This is a genomic window from Micromonospora sp. RTBAU3-60 (genome assembly GCF_054963695.1).
Genome location: NZ_JBUEGB010000041.1, coordinates 1 through 19,349, shown reverse-complemented (window position 1 = coordinate 19,349; position 19,349 = coordinate 1). Strand labels below are relative to the sequence as shown.

The window sequence follows — 19,349 nt, the reverse complement described above, 5'->3', positions numbered from 1 at the left end:
GGTGACCAGAGGGCAGGCCAATCTGCGGCGGCAGTCCGGCGCGCAGGCGGTGTACGAGTTGATGCGCGCCAAGATCATCTCGGGCGAGTTCCAGCCGGGCGCCCGACTCACTGAGCCGGAGCTGGCCAGCACGCTGGGTGTCAGCCGGACCCCGGTACGCGAGGCGCTCCGGCTGCTGATCGCCGAGGGACTGGTCGACCAGTTGCCCACCGGCGGCTCCCGGGTGACCCCGCTCGACCCGGCCGACATTCGCCGGGTCTACGACATCCGGGCCCGCCTCGAGGGGCTGCTGGCCCGGGACGCCTGCACCCGAATGACCCAGCCGGACCTCGACGCGCTGGCCCGGCTGATCGACCTGATGCACCGGCTACGTGGCGACGAGACCGAGGTGCTGCGCATCGGCCGGGAGTTCCACGCCCGGATCGCCGAGATCGCCGAGAACCGCTGGTGTGACCAGTTGCTGCACCAGATCCGGGGGCACGTCGACCGCTACCGGTCGCTGTCCACTCGAGAGCCCGGCCGGCCGGACCTCGCGGTCACCGAACACCAGGCCATCTACGAGGCCCTGGCCAGCGGCGATCCCGAACGGGCCGAGCAAGCGATGCGAGTACACGTCGAGCAGAGCGCCAACTCCGCCGCCCAAGCCGCCGGCGCCGTACCCGGCTAGGCGCCGGGAACGGGAAGCGGGGCCGGCCCGATGGGACCGGCCCCGCTCCGGGGTGTTCCCCCGTTGAACCCGTCGATCAGCGCTTGTGCTCGACCACCGTCAGGGTGAAGTCGTCGTACGACGCCGCGTGGGTCTTGTCGCCGCCGTAGACCGCGCGTACCTGGTGGGTGCCGGGGTTGGGCAGCATCTGGACGGTGCAGGACGCGGTGCCCTTCTTGACCGGGGCCTCGCAGAGCACGTCCTCACCGATCATGAACTGCACCGGGCCGGTCGCCGTGGTGGGCGTGACGGTCGCGGTCAGTTTCAGGGTGCGGCCCCAGGTGGCCGTCACGTCGTTGGTGCGGACCGAGGTGGGGGTGAGCTCCACGGTCGGGGCCGCGGTGACGGTGACGACCCGGCTGGCGACCGCCTGGTTGCCGTTGGTGTCGGCGACCAGGTACGTCAGCGCGTAGCTGCCGGGGGTGGTGGTGTCGACGGTGCCGACGACCTGGATGCGGTCGGTGACGTTGCCGTCGGTGTTGTCCACCGCGGTGACGCCGGCCAGCGGGTCGAAGGCCTGTCCCTGCTTGACCGAGGTCGTGGCGGGGACGGTCAGCACCGGCGCGGTGACGTCGGTGCCGGCCGCGGTGGCGGTGAAGATGCCGCCGAACTGGTCGGCCGAGCCCACCTGGTCACCGTCGCCGGTGCGGCTGGTGGTGGTCCAGGCGTAGAGCTCGCCCTCGGTCAGGCCGCTCCACTGCACGGTGGCGGGCCAGCCCGACTTGGCCGTGGCCGCACCGATCACGGTGTCGGTCGGGGTGACCAGGACGAGACCGTCGGTGCTGAAGCTGGTCTTGCGGGACGACAGGTCGATCGGCAGCACCATGTTGTCCTCGGCGCCGTTGTAGCGCTTGCGGTCGTCGTACTCGGTGGCGCCGTAGTTGTTGAGCATCGGCGAGTAGGTGTCGATGCTCATCTCGGCGCGGTCGACGTCGATCTGCAGCAGCCGCAGGAAGCTGGCGCCGAACTGCAGCAGGTCGCCCTTCTTGTGATCGACGGTGCCGTCGCCGTTGAGGTCGAGGTTGCCGTTGGCGTCGACCTTCTCCGGCCACAGCTCGCCTGCGGTCATCTTGTAGAACTGGTAGTCGGCGAGCAGCTCGACCACGTTGTGCTCGACGGTGACGCCGACCCCGGTCTTGAGGTTCGTGCCGACGCCGTGCTCGTGACCGGCGAGGACCAGGAACACGTTCGGGTTGGCCGCCACGATGCTGGAGAAGGCCCGCGAACCGTCGGTGGAGAAGTTGGCGCCCCGGCCGTCCGCCGCACCCGACGGGGCGATGTAGGCGTGGGTCAGCAGGATGCCGTTGCGGTCGTGGTAGCGCTGGAAGATGGAGCTGGCCCAGTCGGCCTCGGCCTGGGTGACGCCGTAGGACAGGCCCACCGCGACGAAGTCCAGCCCGCCTGCGGAGAACAGGACGTAGTTGTTCTGGTTGTCCTTACCGCGGGTGACCACGGCGCCGGAGGCGTCGGTGGTCTCGTCCCAGGCGTGGTACGACGCCTTGTACTCGGCCGGCCACTGCTTGGCCCCCTCGTAGTAGCGCTCGGGGCCGTAGTACTGGTTGAACCGGGAGGTCGGGCCGGTCTCGGCGCCGCCCTGGTTGTCGTGGTTGCCCGCGATGACCTGGTTGACCAGTCCGGCCGCGTCCAGGGTGCGCTGCGCCTCTGCGGTGAACTGGAACTCCTTGGTCACCTGCTCGTCCAGGCCGGGGCGGAGCAGGTTGCCGCTGGAATCGGTGGCCAGCGGGTTGCTGTAGTCGTTCTCGATGATGTCACCGGTGTGCGCGGTGTAGGCGATCTTGCGGCGGGCGGCGTTGTCGGCCAGCCACTGGGTGGTGTCCCGGTAGGACTTCGCCCAGAGCGCCTGCTCCTCCATGGTCATCTTGTCGGTCGGCTCGTCGATGCCGTCGAAGTCGTCGTACGTGCCGCCGACCGCGCCCTCGGCGAGGTACTGCGTGTCGGTGAAGTGGGCCAGCGAGAAGTCGTACTTCGACGGGTCCTCGAAGTGGTCCCGGTTGGCCGGGGCGCCGGCGGTGGCGTCGCGCGCCGCCAGGTCGTCGGCGAACGGGTCCTGACCGGTGACCAGGACGTGGACCACGCCCTTGTCGACCAGCTCCGGCCGGACGGCGGCCTTCAGCGTGGTCTCCCCCTCGGCCTGGCCGCGGGCGGTGGCGACCTCGGTCCACGCCTGGGTGGTGGCGTTCCACGCGTGCAGCGAGACCGCGCGCTCGGGGTCGACCACACCGTTCCACAGGATCTGGCGGCGCTCGGTCGACGCCGGCACCTGGACGTCGTACCGCTGGAAGGGGATGTTGCCCGTGGACGGGCTGTCCGCCAGCTTGCCGTCGGGACGCGGGCTCGCGCCGATCTGGCCGCCCTCGGTGTAGGAGAAGTCCAGCGCGGACGGCATCACCGGGATGACACCCTGGAAGCCGCCCACCGGCACGCTCGGGGTGGCCTGCTTGAAGGTGGTGGTCACCTCGCCGCCGTCGGGGTTGTGGGCGATCGCCGAGAGCGTCACCCGACCGCTGCCCTGGCCGACGTCGGTGCCGCCGGTGGTCGGGATGGCGTCGGAGGTGAACGTGACCGTCTTGCTGACGGGCTTGCCGAACACGTCGGTCGCCGAGATCGCCAGGGTGTGGTTGCCGGACTTCATGCCGGCGCCGATCTCCTGGCCGACCTGGACGGGCTCGCCGTCGAGCAGGTAGCGCCAGCCGGTCGCGTTGCCCTGGTTGGTCACGCTCACCTGCAGTTCGGTCGGCCGGCTCAGGTGGTCGCCCTCCGCGGGCAGCGTCGCGGTGATCGCGACACCCGCGTTCCGGACGTCACCGAGGGCGGCGACGTTGAGCGCCTTCACCTCGTCGAGGGTGAGGACCCGGGAGTAGATCCGGGCGTTGCGGACCGTCGCCGGCGCCCAGAACTGGTTGACCGCGTCGGCGCCGACGTAGAAGGAGTTGCGGGCGGCGCCGCCGGGCAGGCCGAGCGGTGCCGGCGCGGCGACGGACGCGGCCAGCTCGCCGTCGACGTACAGGCGGGCGGTGGCGCCGTCCCACGTGCCGACGGCGTGGTACCAGCGGCCGGAGGAGATCTGGACCTGGGCGTTGCGGTAGGCGCCGTTGGCGTACACGGCGAAGGTCAGCTTGTCGCCGTAGACGACGATCGAGTAGCCGCCGGACTCCTTCTCGGAGCAGACGGAGTGCTCACCGGAGTTGGGCAGGGTGCCGTTGTCCTTGAAGGTGCACTCGATCGTGACCTGGTTGCGGATCTTCTCCCACTGCGTGTCGCCCATCGCGTAGGCGTAGGCGTCGTTGCCGCCGTCGAAGGTCGCGACCGGGGTCTTCACCGCGGTGTCCTGGGCGATCACCGGCTCGCCGACGGTGGTGACGGCGAGGTTCTGGGCGTCGTCCTTCGGCGTGCCGTCGTCGAAGTCGACGTCGAGGACGTCGGCGGTCGGGACCGGGGCCTTGAGGTCGAAGGCCGACGCCAGCTCGGCCGCCTGGGCGGCGGTCAGCCCGCGGCTCCAGACCTTGCTGGCCGCGAAGGAGGCCGGCGGGGCGACCTGCCCGATGCCGGAGGGCGCCGCGTCGGCGCCGACCACGAACCGGCGCGCGGTCGTGGCCGGCGGGGTGAGCGCGCCGGTGGCCGCGGTGGAGCCGGCCAGCTGGCCGTTGAGGTAGAGGCTCAGGGTCTGGCCGTCCCAGACCGAGACGGCGTGGTACCAGCGGTTGCCGCTGATCGGGGTCAGCAGCGACTTGTAGCCGCCGCCGATGTGGGCCATCGTGCCGAGGTTGCCGGCGTTGACGTAGACGGAGAAGCCGCCGGCCTCCTTGTCGGAGCAGAGGTCCTTTTCGCCGCTGACCGGCATGGTGGTGTCGACCCGGAAGACGCACTCGACGGCGAAGCCGGTGGAGAGCCGGCTCCACTGGTCGGTGAAGTCGAAGGAGACCGCGTCGTCGACCCCGTCGACCTTGAGCAGGTCGTGTCCGAACGCCGCGTCGGTGGCGTAGCTGGGAGCGCCCCAGGTGGTGGGGGTGAGGCTCTGGGCCCGGTCGGTGGTGGTGCCGCCAGTGAAGGCGACGTCGAGCACGTCGGCGGCCGGCACCGTGGCGGCCGAGGCCGGAGCGGCCTGGGCGGGCAACATCAGCGCGCCGCCGGCCATCGCGAGCCCGAGGGCGGCGGCGCTCAGGCGGCGCCACCTCCGGGCGAACGGATGGAGTCGTGTCGTCACGACATCTCCTTTTTCTGTGGGTTTTGGGTGGGTGGTGGGGTGGGGTAGTTGGCCGGAGATCCGGCGAGGGAGGTCAGGTGCCGGGTAGGCCGGCTACGGCGGAGGCGGAGATGCCGACGCCGATGAGGGTGATCCCGCAGGCGGCCAGCACCGGGGCTACCCGGGTGGCCAACTGCAGGAGGATGTGGGAGCCGGCGGCGCGGGTCACGAGGGAGCGGCCGGTGAGGGCCATGAGGCCGACGGTGAAGAGCACCGCGGCGAGGCCGAGGCCGAAACAGACCACGAGGACGAGGGCGAACCCGGCCCGCCCGGCGAAGATGCCGGTCACCAGCACGAGGAAGGCCGCCGGCGACGGCGCCAGGCCCCCGGATATGCCGAGGAGAAGCAGACCCGGGCGGGACGGGCTGGCCTGATCGTGTCCGTGGCCGTGGTCGTGTCCGTGGCCATGGCTGTGGCTGTGGCTGTGGCTGTGGCTGTGAGCGTGACCGCGCCGATGCAGGTGGCGTCGCAGCAGCCAGAGCCCGACGGCGACGACGGTCAGGCCGGCCGCCAGCTGCAGTCCGGTGGTCAGTCGCTCGAGGCTGACCAGGTCGGAGAGGGAGAAGAAGGTCCAGGCGACCGCGATGGCCAGCACCGAGACGGTGTGCATCGCGGCCACCGAGAAGCCCAGCCAGGCGGCGTCGCGGACCCGGCCGCGGGAGCCGATCAGGTACGCCGCCGCGAGGCTCTTGCCGTGGCCGGGGGCGAGTCCGTGCGCGGCCCCCGCCACGAAGGCGATCACCAGTGTCACCGGCACGAACCCCGGCGACTGCACCGTCTCGATCAGTCGATCGCCGAACCCGGCGGCGCCGAAGAGATCGACATCGAGGAGGGCTGTGGGGCCGGAGCCGGAGGGTGCGGCTGCGGCGCCGAGGCTGGTGGTCGCGTGCATGGTTCAGGCCTTTCGTCCGCGCCGGCGGTGCCAGAACGCGCCGGCTGCGACGACGGCCAGCAGGACGCCCCCGACCATCGAGAGCTGCAGGGCGCTGCTGCCCGAGGAGACGGCGGCGACGGTCCGGGTGGACGCGGGGGAACCGTCGTCCGTGCCGTCGCCGATGGTCCAGTCCGCCGACTCGTGGTTGGCGTCGTACACCGCCTTCTGCCCCTCGGGGCCTCTGGCGAGCGTCCGGTAGGCCTCGTGCAGGTCGGTGAGCATCCGGGCGGTCACGGTCACGGTGCTTACCGGGTCGGGGCAGGTGAAGCGCACCTCGGCGCCGTCGGCTGCCAGGTCGTCGGCGACGCTGGCCTTGCCCTTGCAGGGCCGCCCGTCCTGGGTCACGGTGATGCGCTCGGTCAGGTACTCGGCGAACTGGGGAGCCCCTGCCAACGTCTCGGCGTCGGAGGCCTCGTAGCTCACCGCGCCGTCCAGCAGCACCCGGTCCTGTGGCAGCACGCCGAGGGAGATGCCGAGCAGGGTGAGGTCATCGGTTCCGCCGACGAGCCAGCGCACCCGCACACCGTGCTCGCCTCCGCCCGCGACCTTGATCTGCTGTGGCGCACCGAAGGGATGCGCCGAGGCCGGGGCCGGCACCAGCACTCCGGCCAGCACCAGGGCGATTACGCCCCAGGAGCAACGCCGGGCGTGGCGGAGGGCACGGCGCAGGGCAGACACAACAGGGCTCTCATTCGCTCGGCGATCGGGCGCAAACGCCATGAGGGTTCCGGCCGCAGGTGACCAACAAGATCACGGAAACCGAGCGAACTCTTACGGAGAGATTGCCGGACCGCGAAAACCGCCGTCCAGTCCCGACCGCTGCGGGTGACACCAGCCGGTCCGGACGTGGTGAAGACCAGCAACTCGCTCCGGGATTGCCCGAAAGAGGCGGCAAATGCCGCGGCCGTTGGTGACGGATCATGCGGTAAGACGATTGCCAAGGGCAACCATCTGGCAGTACGAACGTGAATGTCATCCCGGTGGATGCGGCCCCGACCGGTCCACCGGATTCACGACCCAAGGGGGGCCAATGGCACGCAGCCGCCTCGCCGGTGCAGCAGCCATCGCACTCGTCCTACCCATCCTCGGCGTCCTTCCCGCGTCAGCCGCGGCGGCCGCACCCGCCCAGCCTGCGGCGAACAGGGATCTGCCCAACGACACCCGGGAGCTCACCCGCAAGGACTTCACGCTGGACGGCCGCAAGGTCGAGACGCCGGCCCGCTACCAGCCGCGTGCCCAGGCGCGCGCGAAGACCCAGGCCGCGGCGGCCACGCCGCCGGTCGGCACGGTCCGGCAGTGGCTCGGCATGGACGACTTCCAGGGCCGGCTCTACCGCAAGGACTACACGCTGCGGGGCGTGGGCGACCACATCGAGGTGTGGGTGGCCAACGACATCGCGTTCCCGGCCGGTGACTGCCGCACCCAGATCCCCTCGTCGACGCAGATCACCGACGAGCAGGTGGCGAGCTTCGTCCACGAGTTCGACACCAACATGTACCCGAAGGAGACGGCCGCGTTCAGCACGCCGCCGGACCGCGACGGCAGCAACGCGCTGCTCGGGCCGGACGCCAACGGCAACGGCGGGGACTACACCGGCGATGGCAACAAGACGGTCACGCTGGTCGACAACGTCCGGGACGACAACTTCTACCAGTTCCCGGCGGCGCCGACCTACATCGCGGGCTTCTTCTCGGCGCAGTTCAACGAGCTGTTCGACCGCAACGTGATGACCGTCGACGCGTTCGACTGGGCGCACCGCACCGGCGCGAACCCGCCGGACGAGCCGACCAGCGACCTGTGCACCAGCCGCCCGGCCCGGCCGTTCGCCTACGAGGGCACCTTCGCCCACGAGTGGCAGCACCTGGCGCACTACTACACCGACCCGTTTGAGACGAGCTGGGTCAACGAAGGCCTGTCCGACTTCGCGCAGACGCTGGTCGGTTACGTCGACACCACGGCGACGGTCTTCGACCGGGGCGCCGACAGCCACCTCTACTGTTTCCAGGGCTTCGGCACGGTGCAGACGCCGTACAACGTCAACCCGCGGGACTGCGGCGGCCCGGAGAACTCGCTGACCCTGTGGGGTGAGAGCCCGAACCCGAACGCGGTGCTCGCCGACTACGGCAACGCGTACTCGTTCATGCAGTTCCTCTACGACCGGTACGGCCAGGACATCATCTCCCGGCTGCACAACGACGGTGACCGGCAGGGCCTGGCCAGCCTCGACGCAGCCGTGAAGGCCGAGGGTGCGAAGAACATGTACCAGGTCATCCACGACTTCCAGACGATGACGCTGGTCGACAAGATCGTCGGGGACTCGCGGCACGGGGTCATGCTCGGCGTACCGAAGAGCCGGGTGACCGCGCCGAGCCTGCGCTCCACGGTCAACCTGGCCAACCCGGCCGCCAACGCCACCCCGGGCGCGGCGCCGAACGGGGCCGACTACGTGCCGCTGCAGAAGGCCGACGGGCAGCTGCTGCGCGGCCGTGACCTGCGGTCGCTGTCGTTCCAGGGCGCCAAGACCCTGCCGCCGCTGCCGCTGGCCTGGACCGTCGTGTCCAACGACCCGGACCGCGCCGGCAACCCGGTGCTGTGGTCGGGGAACGCCAGCAACACCGACGCCGGGGCGGTCACCTCGGTGACGGTGCCGACGACCGACCCGACGCTGCGCTTCGCCGCCAAGTACGGCGCGGAGTTCGGCTTCGACTACGGCTACGTGACCGTCTCCACCGACGGTGGCGCCACCTACACGGCCATCCCGGGCGACAAGACGGTGGCCGGTCCGCTCGGCCCGGCGATCAACGGGACGACCAACGGGTTCGAGGCCCACTCGTACGACCTGTCCGCGTACGCCGGCAAGACCATCCTGCTCGGCTTCCGCTACGTCAGCGACGGCGGCGTCAACGAGGGTGGCTGGCTGATCGACGACATCACCGTCGGCGGCGCCACGGTCAGCGACGGCAGCAGCCTCACCCCGTTCGACTCGCCCACGGAGATCAAGCCGATCACCGTGCACAACTGGAACCTGCGCCTGATCGGCCTCGACGAGAAGCACTCCCTCGCGTGGCAGTTCGAGTTCGACGGCAAGTCGAGTCTGACGCTGAACCGGGCGCAGCTGGCCGTGCTCAGCCTGTTCCCGAAGGTCGTCGCCGTGGTCGCCTACGACGAGCCGACCGAGCAGGTCAGCCAGTACGCGCCGTACACGCTGAAGATCAACGGGGTCGTCCAGCCAGGCGGCGCCGCCTGACCTGCGCCAGAGTGATCGCCAGGGCACCTGCCACCGGACCGGTGGCAGGTGCCCTGCGTCGTCCGCCTACCATGAGCCGTCGTCTCATTCGTGAGGGTGGATGCCGTGAACGATCGGATCATGCAAGGCAAGACCGTCGTGATCACCGGGGCCAGCGCGGGCATCGGCGCCGAGGCGGCCCGCCAGCTGGCCGGACTGGGCGCGACCGTCGCGGTGGTCGGCCGGTCACCGGAGAAGACCAACGCCGTCGCCCGCCAGCTCGGCACCGAGCCGCTGGTCGCCGACTTCACCCGGCTGTCGGACGTACGCAAGCTCGCCGACACCCTCCTGGACCGCTACCCCCGCATTGACGTCCTGGCCAACAACGCCGGCGTCGTGTTGCCCAAGCGGAGCCGCACCGAGGACGGCCACGACCTGATGTTCCAGGTCAACTACCTGGCCCCGTTCCTGCTCACCAACCTGCTGCTGGACCGGCTGACCACCACCGGCGCGCGGGTCATCACCACCTCCAGCAAGGCCAACCGGTTCGCCCGCGTCGACCTCGACGACCTCGAAGGCGCCCGCCAACGATCCGGCATGCTCCGCTACGGGACGACGAAACTGCAGAACATCCTGTTCACCCGCGAGCTGGCCCGCCGCACCCAGGGCACCGGGCTGATCGCGACCGCGTTCCACCCGGGCGTGGTGGCCACCACCGAGATCAACCGGAGCAGCCCGCTGATTTCCGCGCTGGTCCGGTATCGCCTGTTGGGCAAGGTCGTCAGCGTGGAGGAGGGTGCCGCGCCGCTGGTGCACCTGGCCACGATGCCCGATCCGGAGGCGGCCAACGGCAGGTACTACCACCGCCTCAGGCCCAACGGGCCGGTGCACCGGCAGGCCAAGGACGACCAGTTGGCGACCCGCCTGTGGGAGCGTACGGCCGACCTGCTGGGCGTCCCGGTGGCGTGACGTGGCGAGACCGGTGCGGGTGGCCGCGTCAAGGGCGGGCGTGGGCGGCTCCGGGCGGCCGGGTGACCTGGTGGTATCCGAGCGCCGCCACGCCGAGGGCGAGGCCCCAGGCGAGGAAGACGAACTCGGTCCCCACCACTGCCCAGTCCGACCACAGCTGCGACCACGTCGCCGTCCCGGCGAGCAGAGCCGCTGACATCAGGTAGATGCCGATCAGGCCGTAGGTGGTCAGCGCGACCGCGACCACACCGGCCGGGATCAGGGCAAGCAGGCGGGGCACCCGGCGGCCGCCCAACCACGGGATCCAGCGTGGGAAGACCTGCCCCCAGCCGGCGGCCAGCCCCAGCGTGAGCAGGCCGCCGAGCGCCGGACCGACGGTGAGCGCCACACCGGCCGCCAGACCGATGTCCTGAGTGGCCGCGCGGATCGCGGCCGTGGAGATGCCGAACGGCACGCCCATGAGCCACAGCGCGTGCGGAACGGTGAAGCCGAGCACGGGCAACAGGCACCCCGCGTACGCCCAACCCCGCGCCCACCCGGGCACCGGACATGGCCCCGCCATCCCCGATCGGCCGGGTCGGCGGGGTCCAAGCGAGGCCGCGGTTGCCCCCAGCAGCAGCCCACCGCCCAACAGCAGCAGCCGGTGGATCAGATCCCGCCAGTCGGCGGGCCGGCCGAACGCCGCGGCCGGGATCTCGAACAGCAGATGCCCGGGGAACGACAGCGCGACCAACGCCATGCACGACCCCCACGCGCCGAGCGCCGCTGCCCTCCCGGCCCGCAGCACGGCCAGCACTGCCACCCCCACAAGCAGACCGGACAGGGCGACCGGGCCCCACCCCTGCCAGAACGTCAGGGTCGCCACCTGCTCGGCGCCGCAACCGGTGGCGGCCTCCGCCGCGCCCGGGGGCCGGGTACGGTCGCATGCCGTGTAGCCCCACCGGCCGCCCGTAGCCCAGTAGAGCCGGAGCAGCCCGTAGCTGACCGCGAAGGCAAGCGCCGCCAGGGCCCACCTCCGGGGCGCAGATATCCGCGTTGGCATGCCTCGACGGTCCGGGAGAGCGGCGGACGGGGCATCCCACCCGGTAGGGATTCCGCTCCCTCGTGTGAGGGCTGCGCGGTGCTTCCCGGTGCTCGGCAACCAGGTGACGGGTCCTCGCGGTCCTCGGCCCATCGGCACCGCGACCACGGGTTACTGATCAGTCACCCATTGTTTAATCTGCCTATTTCCATGGATGATTGCGCTGATGGCCCGGTCGCCGGTGCTCCGTCGTCCAGGTCAGCTCGCCCACCGGATGAAGGAGAGTGCCTGGTGTGTGAAACCGATCATCTCGAGCCCTCGGGCATGAACCGCCGCGACCTGCTGGGACTTCTCGGCGCGGCCGGCGCCGGGCTGGCCGTCGCCCCCGTCCTGACGGCAGACCCGGCACTGGCTGCCGCGTCGGACCTCGCGCTCGACCCGAAGACGATGCCCGCCGATCCGATCAACTACGAGCCACCGACCGCACTCGCCATCGACTCGCAGGCCAAGGACTCGGCCATCTCCTGGATCGACAACAACGCGCACCGCATCGTGGGGTTGAACGACCGGATCTGGGAGTACGCCGAGCCTTCCCTGGCCGAGTGGAACTCGTCCTGGGCCGAGGCGGACTTCCTGCGGGCCAACGGCTTCACCATCAAGTGGGGGGCCGGCGGCATGCCCACCGCGTTCGTCGCCACCTTCAGCAACGGCACCGGCAAGCCGGTGATCGGATTCAGCGGGGAGTACGACGCGCTACCGGGGCTGTCGCAGGAAAAGGGCAACCCGCAGCACTCACCCCTGGTCTACCACCACGACCCGTACGCCCCCACGTACGGCTTCGGGCACGGGTGCGGCCACTGCGCGCTCGGCGCGGCCGCCGCGGGTGCGGCCGTCGCGACCGCCACGGCGATGCGCGCTCGCAACCTCGACGGCACGATCAAGTTCTTCGGCTCGACCGCCGAGGAGCAACTGGTCGGCAAGTCGGTGGCGGTGCGAGCCGGCGTCTACAAGGGGCTCGATGCGTTCGTCGACTGGCATCCGAGCAGCGGCAACAGCACCAGCTGGTCGTCGAGCAACGCGATGTACAGCATCGCCTTCCATTTCCTCGGCACCGACGGCCACGGCGGGTCACCGCTCGCGACCCGATCCACCCAGGACGCGGTCACGGCGATGGCGATGCTGACCGAGTACCTGCGGGAGAGCGACCTCGCGCACACCGGCCGGATGCATTACGCGATCCGGCAGACCGGTCAGGCGCCGAACGTCTTCCCCACGATGTCGAGCATCTGGTACTACGCCCGCGAGGGCAGCCCGGACCGTGCGAAGGTCCTGATGGACAAGATCATCAAGTGCGGTGAGGCGGCGGCGATGGCCACCGGCACCCGGATGCAGTACCGCATCATGGGTGGCGTCTGGAACCAGCTCGGCAACAAGCGTGGCGCCGAGCTGATGTACGCCAACATGACGCAGATCGGTGCGCCGAAGTTCTCCGCCGAGGACCAGGCGTTCGGCAAGGCCCTGCAGCGGTCCAACGGAACGGCGGAGACCGGCTTCAACGACACGATCACCGAGCTGCGACCACCGGCCACGGTCTTCATGGGTGGCGGCTCGACCGACGTCGCCGACATCAGCTGGCAGGTGCCGACGATCGGAATGGGGACCGCGCATCAGCCCAGCGGCACGAAGAACCACTCCTGGCACCACACCGCCACCGCGGCCTCCCACGCCGGCCACCTCACCACCCTGCAGGCCGCCAAGTACCTGGCGGCAACCACCGTCGACCTGCTGACCCAACCGACGGTGCTGGGTGAGATGAAGGACGAGTTCGACCGGCGCACCGCCAAGATCAAGTGGAAGAGCATGCTGCCCGGCGACTACGAATTGCCGCTGTACGAGCCGCCGGCGTGGTTCCTGGAGCGGACCGGGCAGGCGTGGCCGCCGCCTGGCGTCAAGTGGCCGCCGCGGCGGATCGTCTCGACCGAGACGGCCCCGGACCTCGGGCCCGCGCTGCCGCCGTCGAACCTGCCCCCGCTCGACTGATCCGTACCGGTCCAGAGATCGATCAGCTAGGGCAACGGGACCGGTCGACGTCCGCTGACCAACCCTTCAGCGACAAGCTGCCCGCGACCCGCCCGGGTCGCGGGCAGCCGGCTGACAGCCCGAGGATCTGGGTGCGAGGCTGCTGGTCACCTACCGCCGGCAGTAGCTCGGAACACCCCGGGCTTCCAGAGGAACCCGTACGTGCGTACCGACGCCTCGGCGGGCGCGTACCAGTGGTCCCCGGCGAAGCTCGCGCTGAACGTGACCCGCTGGTACGTCGGATACGTAGCCGTCAGCTTGCCGGTCGAATCCACCGTGCCGCAGGTGATCGTCCTGCGAGTGGACCCGTAGGGCTGGGCGTACAGGCAGACCGTGCGCTCGGTGTGGGTGGCGCCGAGCTGGGCGGTCACCGCCGCGCGGCGGCCGTCCGTCGCCTTCGCCGTGACGCTCAACGCAGTGGCGGCGCGCGAGACCTGCACGGTGACCGACTGGGTCGCCCCCGGGTGCGTGGCGTCGCCGGGGAAGGTCACCGTGTAGGTGTTGGCCGCGCCGACCAGCGGCGTGTCGGAGAACGAGAACGAGCCGTCAGCGGCAGTGGTGACGTCCGGCAGCGGGTGTCCGCCGGCGAGGTCCTGCTTCGCGACCCGCAGCGTCCACGGCGTCGACACGTTCGCACCGGCGAACGCCAACTTCCCGTGGATGGTGAGTGGCGCGGTGCGGGTGCTCGTCGTCGGCGCGGACAACAGGAGGGAGGATCCGGTGGTGCCGAAGTCGGTCAGCACCCGCAGGGTCGGGTTCTTCCGGTCCTGATCGGTGGTGACGGCGTAGAGCGTGCGGTTGTCGGCGCTGACGGCGAGGCCCCGCGCTTCGAGGTGGTTGCCCGGCGGGAGGTTGTACCGGCGGACCTCGGTTCCGTCCGGTCGCTTGACGTAGATCGAATCACTCTCGCTGGCGCCGAGGACGATGAAGGAACCGTTCGGAGACGTCGTCACGGCCGTCGGCCAGGTCCCGGACGGGTACGCGCCTGCGGGCGACAGGTCCGCCGTCGAGAACGCCACGTGCTCGGTCGCCACCAATCGGGAGTTCGACTGTGGGTCCCACAGGTAGGAACAGCCGAGGATCACCTTGTCGGCCGTCAGCGCGGCGTCGTGCAGGCCGGTGCAGGTTTCCCCGGCCAGGGACGCGACATGCGACGGCGCCCCGGACGAGACGTCGTACAGACTCGGCTCGCCCGAGATGGGGAACGAGACTCTGGACTGGTTCACCAGCAGCAGCAGATTCGGGTTGGCCGGGGTGCTCCGGAGCAGCGGCGGGTAGTAGTACTGGCCGTTGAGGGGCAGGTCCAAGGCGACGGTCGGCGTCGCCCCGCGTACGTCGATCGACCCCAGCTTGCCCTTCCCGGACTGGCATCCATAGCCGATGTAGATCTTCCCGCCGGCTGGCGCCAACCAGGTGGGACAGGTGCTCGCGCCGGTGCTGTAGCGACGCGTCTCGGTCAGCGTGGTGGTGTCGATCGCGGCGACCGCGCCCGCGTCGGCGAGGGCCACGTAGAGCGTCGAGCCGTCCGGGCTCAGCGCCATGCCGCTGGCGCCCGGCAGGTTCGGGATCGTCCGCTGCAAGCCGCCGGACAGGTCCGTCAACCGCACGCCCGAGCGCTCCCGCCCCTGGCTGAAGAACAGCCGGCCGTGCGCCGAGTCGACCACCATCGCCGCGTACGTGTCGATGCCGAGCCCGACCGCGCTGTCGGCGTACGCCGCACCGGACCCCATCGGCGCCACCAAGCCGAAAGCGGCGCCCAGCGCCGCGACCGTCAGGCGTGCGATCGCTTTGACGCGCACCCGATCTCCCTCCCCGTGACAAGGCTCGGCGCTTTCGTGCCGAGGATTTTGGCACGAGCCTAGAGGGCGTTCGCCGCGGGAGAAAGGCAGCGCGGGGAAGATCATCCATGCCGCCAGGGCCAGGTACGGCGGGACCGGGCCCGGCGCCTGCGGCGACCATCAGCAGCGCCCTACGCCGCAGCGGACGAGCGGACAGCGCCGCCGGGTGCGCTCACCGCCGCAGCGTCGCGGTTGCGTAAGCGTCCGGGCTATGGTCAGGCGTGTGAGTGTGCACGCCCGCGTCGTCGCCGACGACTTCCCGGCCACCCTGCGCTTCTACACCGACCTGCTCGGCGAGCCGGAAACGGTTGTCGCGGACTTCGAGTACGCGAGCTTCGACCAGGGCGGCGAAACTGTCCTTGCGATCCTCGGTCGCCGCGCGGCGGAGGCGGTGCTGCCGGTGGGCCGGGGCGACGGCGGAGTCCTGGTCGTGGTCCCCGTACCCGACGTGGACGCCACCGTGGCCGCCCTCCCGGCCGAGGTGGTCGTCGCGGAGGCCGCGGATCGCCCCGGGTGGGGTGTGCGCTCGGCCTACCTGCGCGACCCGGAGGGCAACCTGGTCGAGGTGCAGACCTGGACGGCCCGCTGAGGGCGCGGCCGGCTCCGCATGGATCCGGCCGCGCCCCGAGGTGGCGCTCCCGTCCGTGGCGGGGTCAGTTTCCGCTGCGGTACGGGCCGTCCACGTAGACCAGCGCGTCGCCGACGGCCCGCTCGGTCGACCCGCTCGGCCGGTTGACCAGCGCGCCCTCGACGGACATGGCGGTGGAGCCGCCGCCGTCGAGGTTCACCGCGTTGGACAGGCCGAGCGCCTGGGCGACGGCGGCCGTCTCGTCCATGGTGGTGCCGGCGCTGGTGGTCTGGCGGCCGTCGATGGTGGCGAGCACGATCTTCCCGTCCCGCGTGGTGCCGGCGATGGTGCGCGGGTTGCGGTCGAAGAAGCTGCCGGAGCCGGCCGGCACGACGATCTGGCCGTCCGCCGTCAGCGGGTACCGGCCGGTCACCCCGAACAGGCCGGGCCGCACGGGAAGGTTCTCACCGTCCTGGTCGGTCAGCGTCGAGGTGGTGCTCACGCACCCCTGCGCGGTCACGTTGAGCAGGGCGGCGGTGTCCCGTCCGGTGGCCTGCAGCGAGGTCTGCCCGGCGGTCAGCGTGGTGCCGCGGCTGGTCGAGGTGCGGACCACGCAGCCGAGCCGGTCGAGCACGACCTCGACGCCGGCGCCGGACGGGGTGGACGCGGCGAACTCGGGGGTGAACTCGACGACGTCGCCGGGGAGGGCGCACTGCGTCTGGTCGGCGAGGGCGGCGCAGCCGGCGGGCACGACCGGCGGGTGGTTGATGAACTCCAGCGCCAGGGTGGCGTCGGTCTGCCGGTTCCGCACGCTGCCCGACCAGGTCAGCTTCCCGGTCAGCGCCCGGTTGCTGTTGGCGTCGACGACGAAGTTGACCTCGGCCGGGTCGCTGATCGGCTCGCTGAGCAGCTTCCCGCCGAACAGCCCCAGCCCGACCGGGTCACCGGGGTAGAGCTGGCTGGCGGTGAAGGTGAAGAAGGAGGCGTTGACCCCGGCCAGGGCGCCGGAGGCGCGGACCAGGTCGGTGGTCTTCTCGACCTTGGCGAGGTCCGAGCCGTAGGTCGCCTTCAGGTGCCCGCGGGCCTTGCTCGGGTCGATGGTGAGCACGTTGACCACCCACGGACCCCGCGTGGTGGTGTTGATCTGGTCGGCGGGTGCCGGCTCGCTGCCCCGCTCGATGTGGGTGAGGGTGACGCCGTCGGCCAGGGCGCGGGTGGTGCGTACCTCGGTGAGGTCGGCGTCGCCGAGCGGGAGGGCGCCGGTGGCGGCCTCGGCGCGGGCCTGCGGTACGACACCGAGCGCCACCGCGGCCAGGGTGGCCGCCGCGATCGCCCCGGCCCGGCGGAAGCGGGACAGGTCAGCAGTGGAAACAGTCATGCGGCTGATCTTGACGGCATCGAGGAACCACGTACCCGACTCCACTTGACACCGAGCCGAATTGTGGTTGAGGAACAGCTGACCTGAGGGAGTCGACGTGAGCGGAGCCGACAAGCCGATTGGCTACTGGCTGAAGCACCTGCACATTCTGATCGAGGAGCAGTTCGACGCGACGCTGGACGATCTCGGCCTCAACCGTCGGCAATGGCAGATCCTGAACGTGCTCTCCAGCGCGCCGCGGAGCCGAAGTGAGATCGAGCAGGCGCTCGGACCGTTCTGGCCGGATGGCCTACCCGCCCTCGGTGCGGTGCTCGACGGTCCCGACGGCCTGGTCACGCGGGGGTGGGTGCGGCGCGACGGCGACGCGCTCACCCTGACGGAGCCGGGACACTCGGCACACCGCACAGCGGCGGAGCGCGTTGGTGAAACGCGGCGGCTGCTGCTACGCGGGCTCACCCCCGAGCAGTACGTCGAGACCGTCCGGATCCTGGCGGTCATGGCCAGCAACGTCGAAGCGGCGTTGGCCAGCCGGGGCAAGCAGGGCTGAAGGGCTGGCGGGCGGTTCAGCGCGGCCGAGGGATTCATCTACATGGCGACGATCCAACCACGACGGTGAGCGTGTGGCCCGTGACATACGCGGAGGCGTCCGAGGCGAGGAAAAACGACGGCGCCCGCGAGGTCCGCCGGTTCGCCGACCCGTCCGAGGGGTATGTGCCTGGTCACGAGCTCATCCTCGACAGCCTTCGTGGGCAGGAGGTCGGCGGTCATCTCGGTTCGCATGTAGCCCGGCGCGATGGAGTTCACGCGGATCCCGTACCTGCCCCACTCGTAGGCGAGGTTCTTCGTCAACTGCCCAACGGCCGCCTTCGACGCGTCGTACACCGAAGACTTCTCGCCGTCGACGACGAGGCCTCCAATGGAGGGGAGGTTGATGATCCGACCCCCGCCGCGTGGACGCATGGCCCGCGCGGCCCCGGACCGTACAGCCATTCGTAGAGCCAAGGCATCCATTCGCGCAGGCAACGCCGGACGGTGACGGACGGGCCGACCAGCGCCGAGGCCGCACCGCCCCCTGCCGTCGCGATAGCTGTGGCGGGGCGAGTCCGATGGCGGGCGTTACAAGATCGCCGTGAGGCGTGACCTTCGACCAGGCAATCCGGATCCTTGTCCGGCTTCCCCACGTCGCCGGTACTCAGCCGCGCATCGGCGATCTCCCGTCTCGTCGGGTTCTGGTGCACCCGGTAACCTTCGCGAGCCAGCGTGTCGGCGCACTCGTTCTCCAACTCCAGCGACCGTCGCGCCGTGTCGTCCTCCCCGGGTGGGATCTTGGTGCGTGGCCCGGTCGGCGACCCGCCGGGAACGCCGGTGGGCTAACCCCGAGGCTGCAGCTCAGCCGACCAGTTCCGGAAGTCGCTCCTGCAGTGATCGGCGGAAGGCTGACTGTTTGTCCCCTGATGTCCGCTTCCGCCCCTCGTACGCACTCCACGTCCATATAACGCTGGCATTATTCGTGGGCTATAGTGGATGCGTGAGCGAGTGGGAGGTCAGCCTTACCGAAGACGTCGAGGACTGGCTGCTCGACCTAGCCAAGTCTGACCCCGACTCCGCTGAGCAGGTCGCTGCGGCCATAGATCTGCTCGCCGCCGAGGGCCCGGCGCTCGGTCGACCGTTCGTCGACCGAGTCAAGGGCTCGAACTACAAGAACATGAAAGAGTTGCGGCCAGGCTCGGCAGGGGAAACCGAGATCCGTATCCTGTTCGCCTTCGACCCTCAGCGGGAAGCCCTCCTGCTGGTGGCGGGTGACAAGAGCGGTAACTGGAAGGGCTGGTACGAAACCAGCATTCTCGAAGCCGACAAGAAGTTCGCCGAGCACCTGCGAGAGCTGAAGGGACAGCACTGATGGCGCGTAGCTGGCGGGATGTCCGCTCCCGCATGAACCTCGACGAGGCCAAGGTTGAGCAGCACAAGGAGCGCATGCGCGGCGAGGTACGCGCAGCGCGACTGCGTGAGATGCGCGAGAAGCGCGGCCTGACTCAGCAGCAGGTTGCCGACCGCATGAACGTTTCACAGCCGCGCGTCGCCGCCATCGAGAGTGGCGAACTGCCGAAGGCTGAGGTCGGCACGGTTGCCCGGTACATCGCCGCCCTCGGCGGCAAGGCTGAGTTCGTTGCCGAATTCGACGGCGAACGTGTGACCCTCAGTTGACGCGAGGGAACGATGGCGCCTCTGTCGTTGCCCTCATGCTTGTCGTGCACGCCGCGAAGCCTCGGCTGATGCCGGGGCTTCGCCATTGAGCGGGCGGAACCTGACTGCGGCATCGATCTCGCCTGCCGCCTGCGCGTCCCGCCGCTCGGTCCTCGCCCGGC

Annotated in this window: 15 protein-coding genes and 1 pseudogene; 8 read left to right on the top strand and 8 right to left on the bottom strand. The window is 70.4% G+C overall.

Annotated elements, in window-relative coordinates; genetic code table 11:
• Position 1: 1 nt before the first annotated feature.
• Positions 2-667, top strand: a complete 666-nt coding sequence (locus ACY34I_RS28320; RefSeq protein ID WP_462758094.1) for a GntR family transcriptional regulator — start codon at positions 2-4, stop codon at positions 665-667.
• A 76-nt stretch (positions 668-743) separates the two neighbouring features.
• On the opposite strand, the gene ACY34I_RS28315 is transcribed toward ACY34I_RS28320, so the two are convergent.
• From ACY34I_RS28315 to ACY34I_RS28305, 3 genes are all read right to left on the bottom strand, one after another.
• Positions 744-4,931: a LamG-like jellyroll fold domain-containing protein gene (locus ACY34I_RS28315; RefSeq protein ID WP_462758092.1), complete on the bottom strand. Its 4,188-nt coding sequence runs from the start codon at positions 4,929-4,931 to the stop codon at positions 744-746.
• 73 nt (positions 4,932-5,004) lie between these two features.
• Positions 5,005-5,862, bottom strand: a complete 858-nt coding sequence (locus tag ACY34I_RS28310) for a cobalt transporter (RefSeq protein WP_462758091.1) — start codon at positions 5,860-5,862, stop codon at positions 5,005-5,007.
• 3 nt (positions 5,863-5,865) lie between these two features.
• Entirely contained in the window at positions 5,866-6,582 is a 717-nt protein-coding gene (locus tag ACY34I_RS28305; protein ID WP_462758090.1) for a hypothetical protein, read from the bottom strand.
• Between the two features lie 352 nt (positions 6,583-6,934).
• Here ACY34I_RS28305 and ACY34I_RS28300 point away from each other — a divergent pair, with 352 nt between their 5' ends.
• Together ACY34I_RS28300 and ACY34I_RS28295 are read left to right on the top strand one after the other, a co-directional pair.
• Complete coding sequence (locus ACY34I_RS28300) at positions 6,935-9,151, top strand: choice-of-anchor J domain-containing protein (RefSeq protein WP_462758089.1); 2,217 nt, start codon at positions 6,935-6,937, stop codon at positions 9,149-9,151.
• Between the two features lie 105 nt (positions 9,152-9,256).
• A complete protein-coding gene (locus ACY34I_RS28295) occupies positions 9,257-10,099 on the top strand; it encodes an SDR family NAD(P)-dependent oxidoreductase (RefSeq protein WP_462758088.1) in 843 nt (280 codons plus the stop codon).
• 28 nt (positions 10,100-10,127) lie between these two features.
• Here ACY34I_RS28295 and ACY34I_RS28290 read toward each other — a convergent pair whose 3' ends face one another.
• Positions 10,128-11,141 carry a hypothetical protein gene (locus ACY34I_RS28290; RefSeq protein ID WP_462758087.1) on the bottom strand — a complete coding sequence of 338 codons (1,014 nt, stop codon included), beginning with the start codon at positions 11,139-11,141 and terminating at the stop codon, positions 10,128-10,130.
• A gap of 270 nt (positions 11,142-11,411) precedes the next feature.
• Here ACY34I_RS28290 and ACY34I_RS28285 point away from each other — a divergent pair, with 270 nt between their 5' ends.
• Positions 11,412-13,160, top strand: a complete 1,749-nt coding sequence (locus ACY34I_RS28285) for an amidohydrolase (protein WP_462758086.1) — start codon at positions 11,412-11,414, stop codon at positions 13,158-13,160.
• Positions 13,161-13,306: 146 nt separating this feature from the next.
• Here the strand turns inward: ACY34I_RS28285 and ACY34I_RS28280 are convergent, their stop codons facing one another.
• Positions 13,307-14,998: a YncE family protein gene (locus ACY34I_RS28280; protein ID WP_462758085.1), complete on the bottom strand. Its 1,692-nt coding sequence runs from the start codon at positions 14,996-14,998 to the stop codon at positions 13,307-13,309.
• Between the two features lie 262 nt (positions 14,999-15,260).
• Between ACY34I_RS28280 and ACY34I_RS28275 the strand changes: the two genes are divergently transcribed.
• Complete coding sequence (locus ACY34I_RS28275) at positions 15,261-15,626, top strand: VOC family protein (RefSeq protein ID WP_462758084.1); 366 nt, start codon at positions 15,261-15,263, stop codon at positions 15,624-15,626.
• A gap of 64 nt (positions 15,627-15,690) precedes the next feature.
• Here the strand turns inward: ACY34I_RS28275 and ACY34I_RS28270 are convergent, their stop codons facing one another.
• On the bottom strand, positions 15,691-16,935 hold the full coding sequence (locus tag ACY34I_RS28270) for a phosphodiester glycosidase family protein (RefSeq protein WP_462758118.1): 1,245 nt from the start codon (positions 16,933-16,935) through the stop codon (positions 15,691-15,693).
• A gap of 145 nt (positions 16,936-17,080) precedes the next feature.
• On the opposite strand from ACY34I_RS28270, the gene ACY34I_RS28265 reads away from it, so the two are divergent.
• Complete coding sequence (locus ACY34I_RS28265; RefSeq protein ID WP_462758082.1) at positions 17,081-17,530, top strand: MarR family winged helix-turn-helix transcriptional regulator; 450 nt, start codon at positions 17,081-17,083, stop codon at positions 17,528-17,530.
• 38 nt (positions 17,531-17,568) lie between these two features.
• Here the strand turns inward: ACY34I_RS28265 and ACY34I_RS28260 are convergent, their stop codons facing one another.
• Complete coding sequence (locus ACY34I_RS28260; protein WP_462758081.1) at positions 17,569-17,973, bottom strand: SDR family NAD(P)-dependent oxidoreductase; 405 nt, start codon at positions 17,971-17,973, stop codon at positions 17,569-17,571.
• Positions 17,974-18,119: 146 nt separating this feature from the next.
• A pseudogene (locus ACY34I_RS28255) lies at positions 18,120-18,308 on the bottom strand (CdiA C-terminal domain-containing protein); the annotation flags it as partial.
• Positions 18,309-18,511: 203 nt separating this feature from the next.
• On the opposite strand from ACY34I_RS28255, the gene ACY34I_RS28250 reads away from it, so the two are divergent.
• Together ACY34I_RS28250 and ACY34I_RS28245 are read left to right on the top strand one after the other, a co-directional pair.
• Positions 18,512-18,883, top strand: a complete 372-nt coding sequence (locus tag ACY34I_RS28250; protein ID WP_462758080.1) for a type II toxin-antitoxin system RelE/ParE family toxin — start codon at positions 18,512-18,514, stop codon at positions 18,881-18,883.
• Between the two features lie 32 nt (positions 18,884-18,915).
• Positions 18,916-19,188 (top strand): helix-turn-helix domain-containing protein, encoded by a 273-nt coding sequence (locus tag ACY34I_RS28245; RefSeq protein ID WP_240033225.1) that lies wholly within the window; start codon positions 18,916-18,918, stop codon positions 19,186-19,188.
• The last annotated feature ends 161 nt before the right edge of the window (positions 19,189-19,349 follow it).

Excerpts from the sequence above, each read along its gene's own strand:
- ACY34I_RS28245 (WP_240033225.1), top strand. The coding sequence starts at position 18,916 with ATGAACCTCGACGAGGCCAAGGTTGAGCAGCACAAGGAGCGCATGCGC.
- ACY34I_RS28310 (WP_462758091.1), bottom strand. The coding sequence starts at position 5,862 with ATGCACGCGACCACCAGCCTCGGCGCCGCAGCCGCACCCTCCGGCTCC.
- ACY34I_RS28290 (WP_462758087.1), bottom strand. The coding sequence starts at position 11,141 with ATGCCAACGCGGATATCTGCGCCCCGGAGGTGGGCCCTGGCGGCGCTT.
- ACY34I_RS28300 (WP_462758089.1), top strand. The coding sequence starts at position 6,935 with ATGGCACGCAGCCGCCTCGCCGGTGCAGCAGCCATCGCACTCGTCCTA.
- ACY34I_RS28260 (WP_462758081.1), bottom strand. The coding sequence starts at position 17,973 with ATGGCTGTACGGTCCGGGGCCGCGCGGGCCATGCGTCCACGCGGCGGG.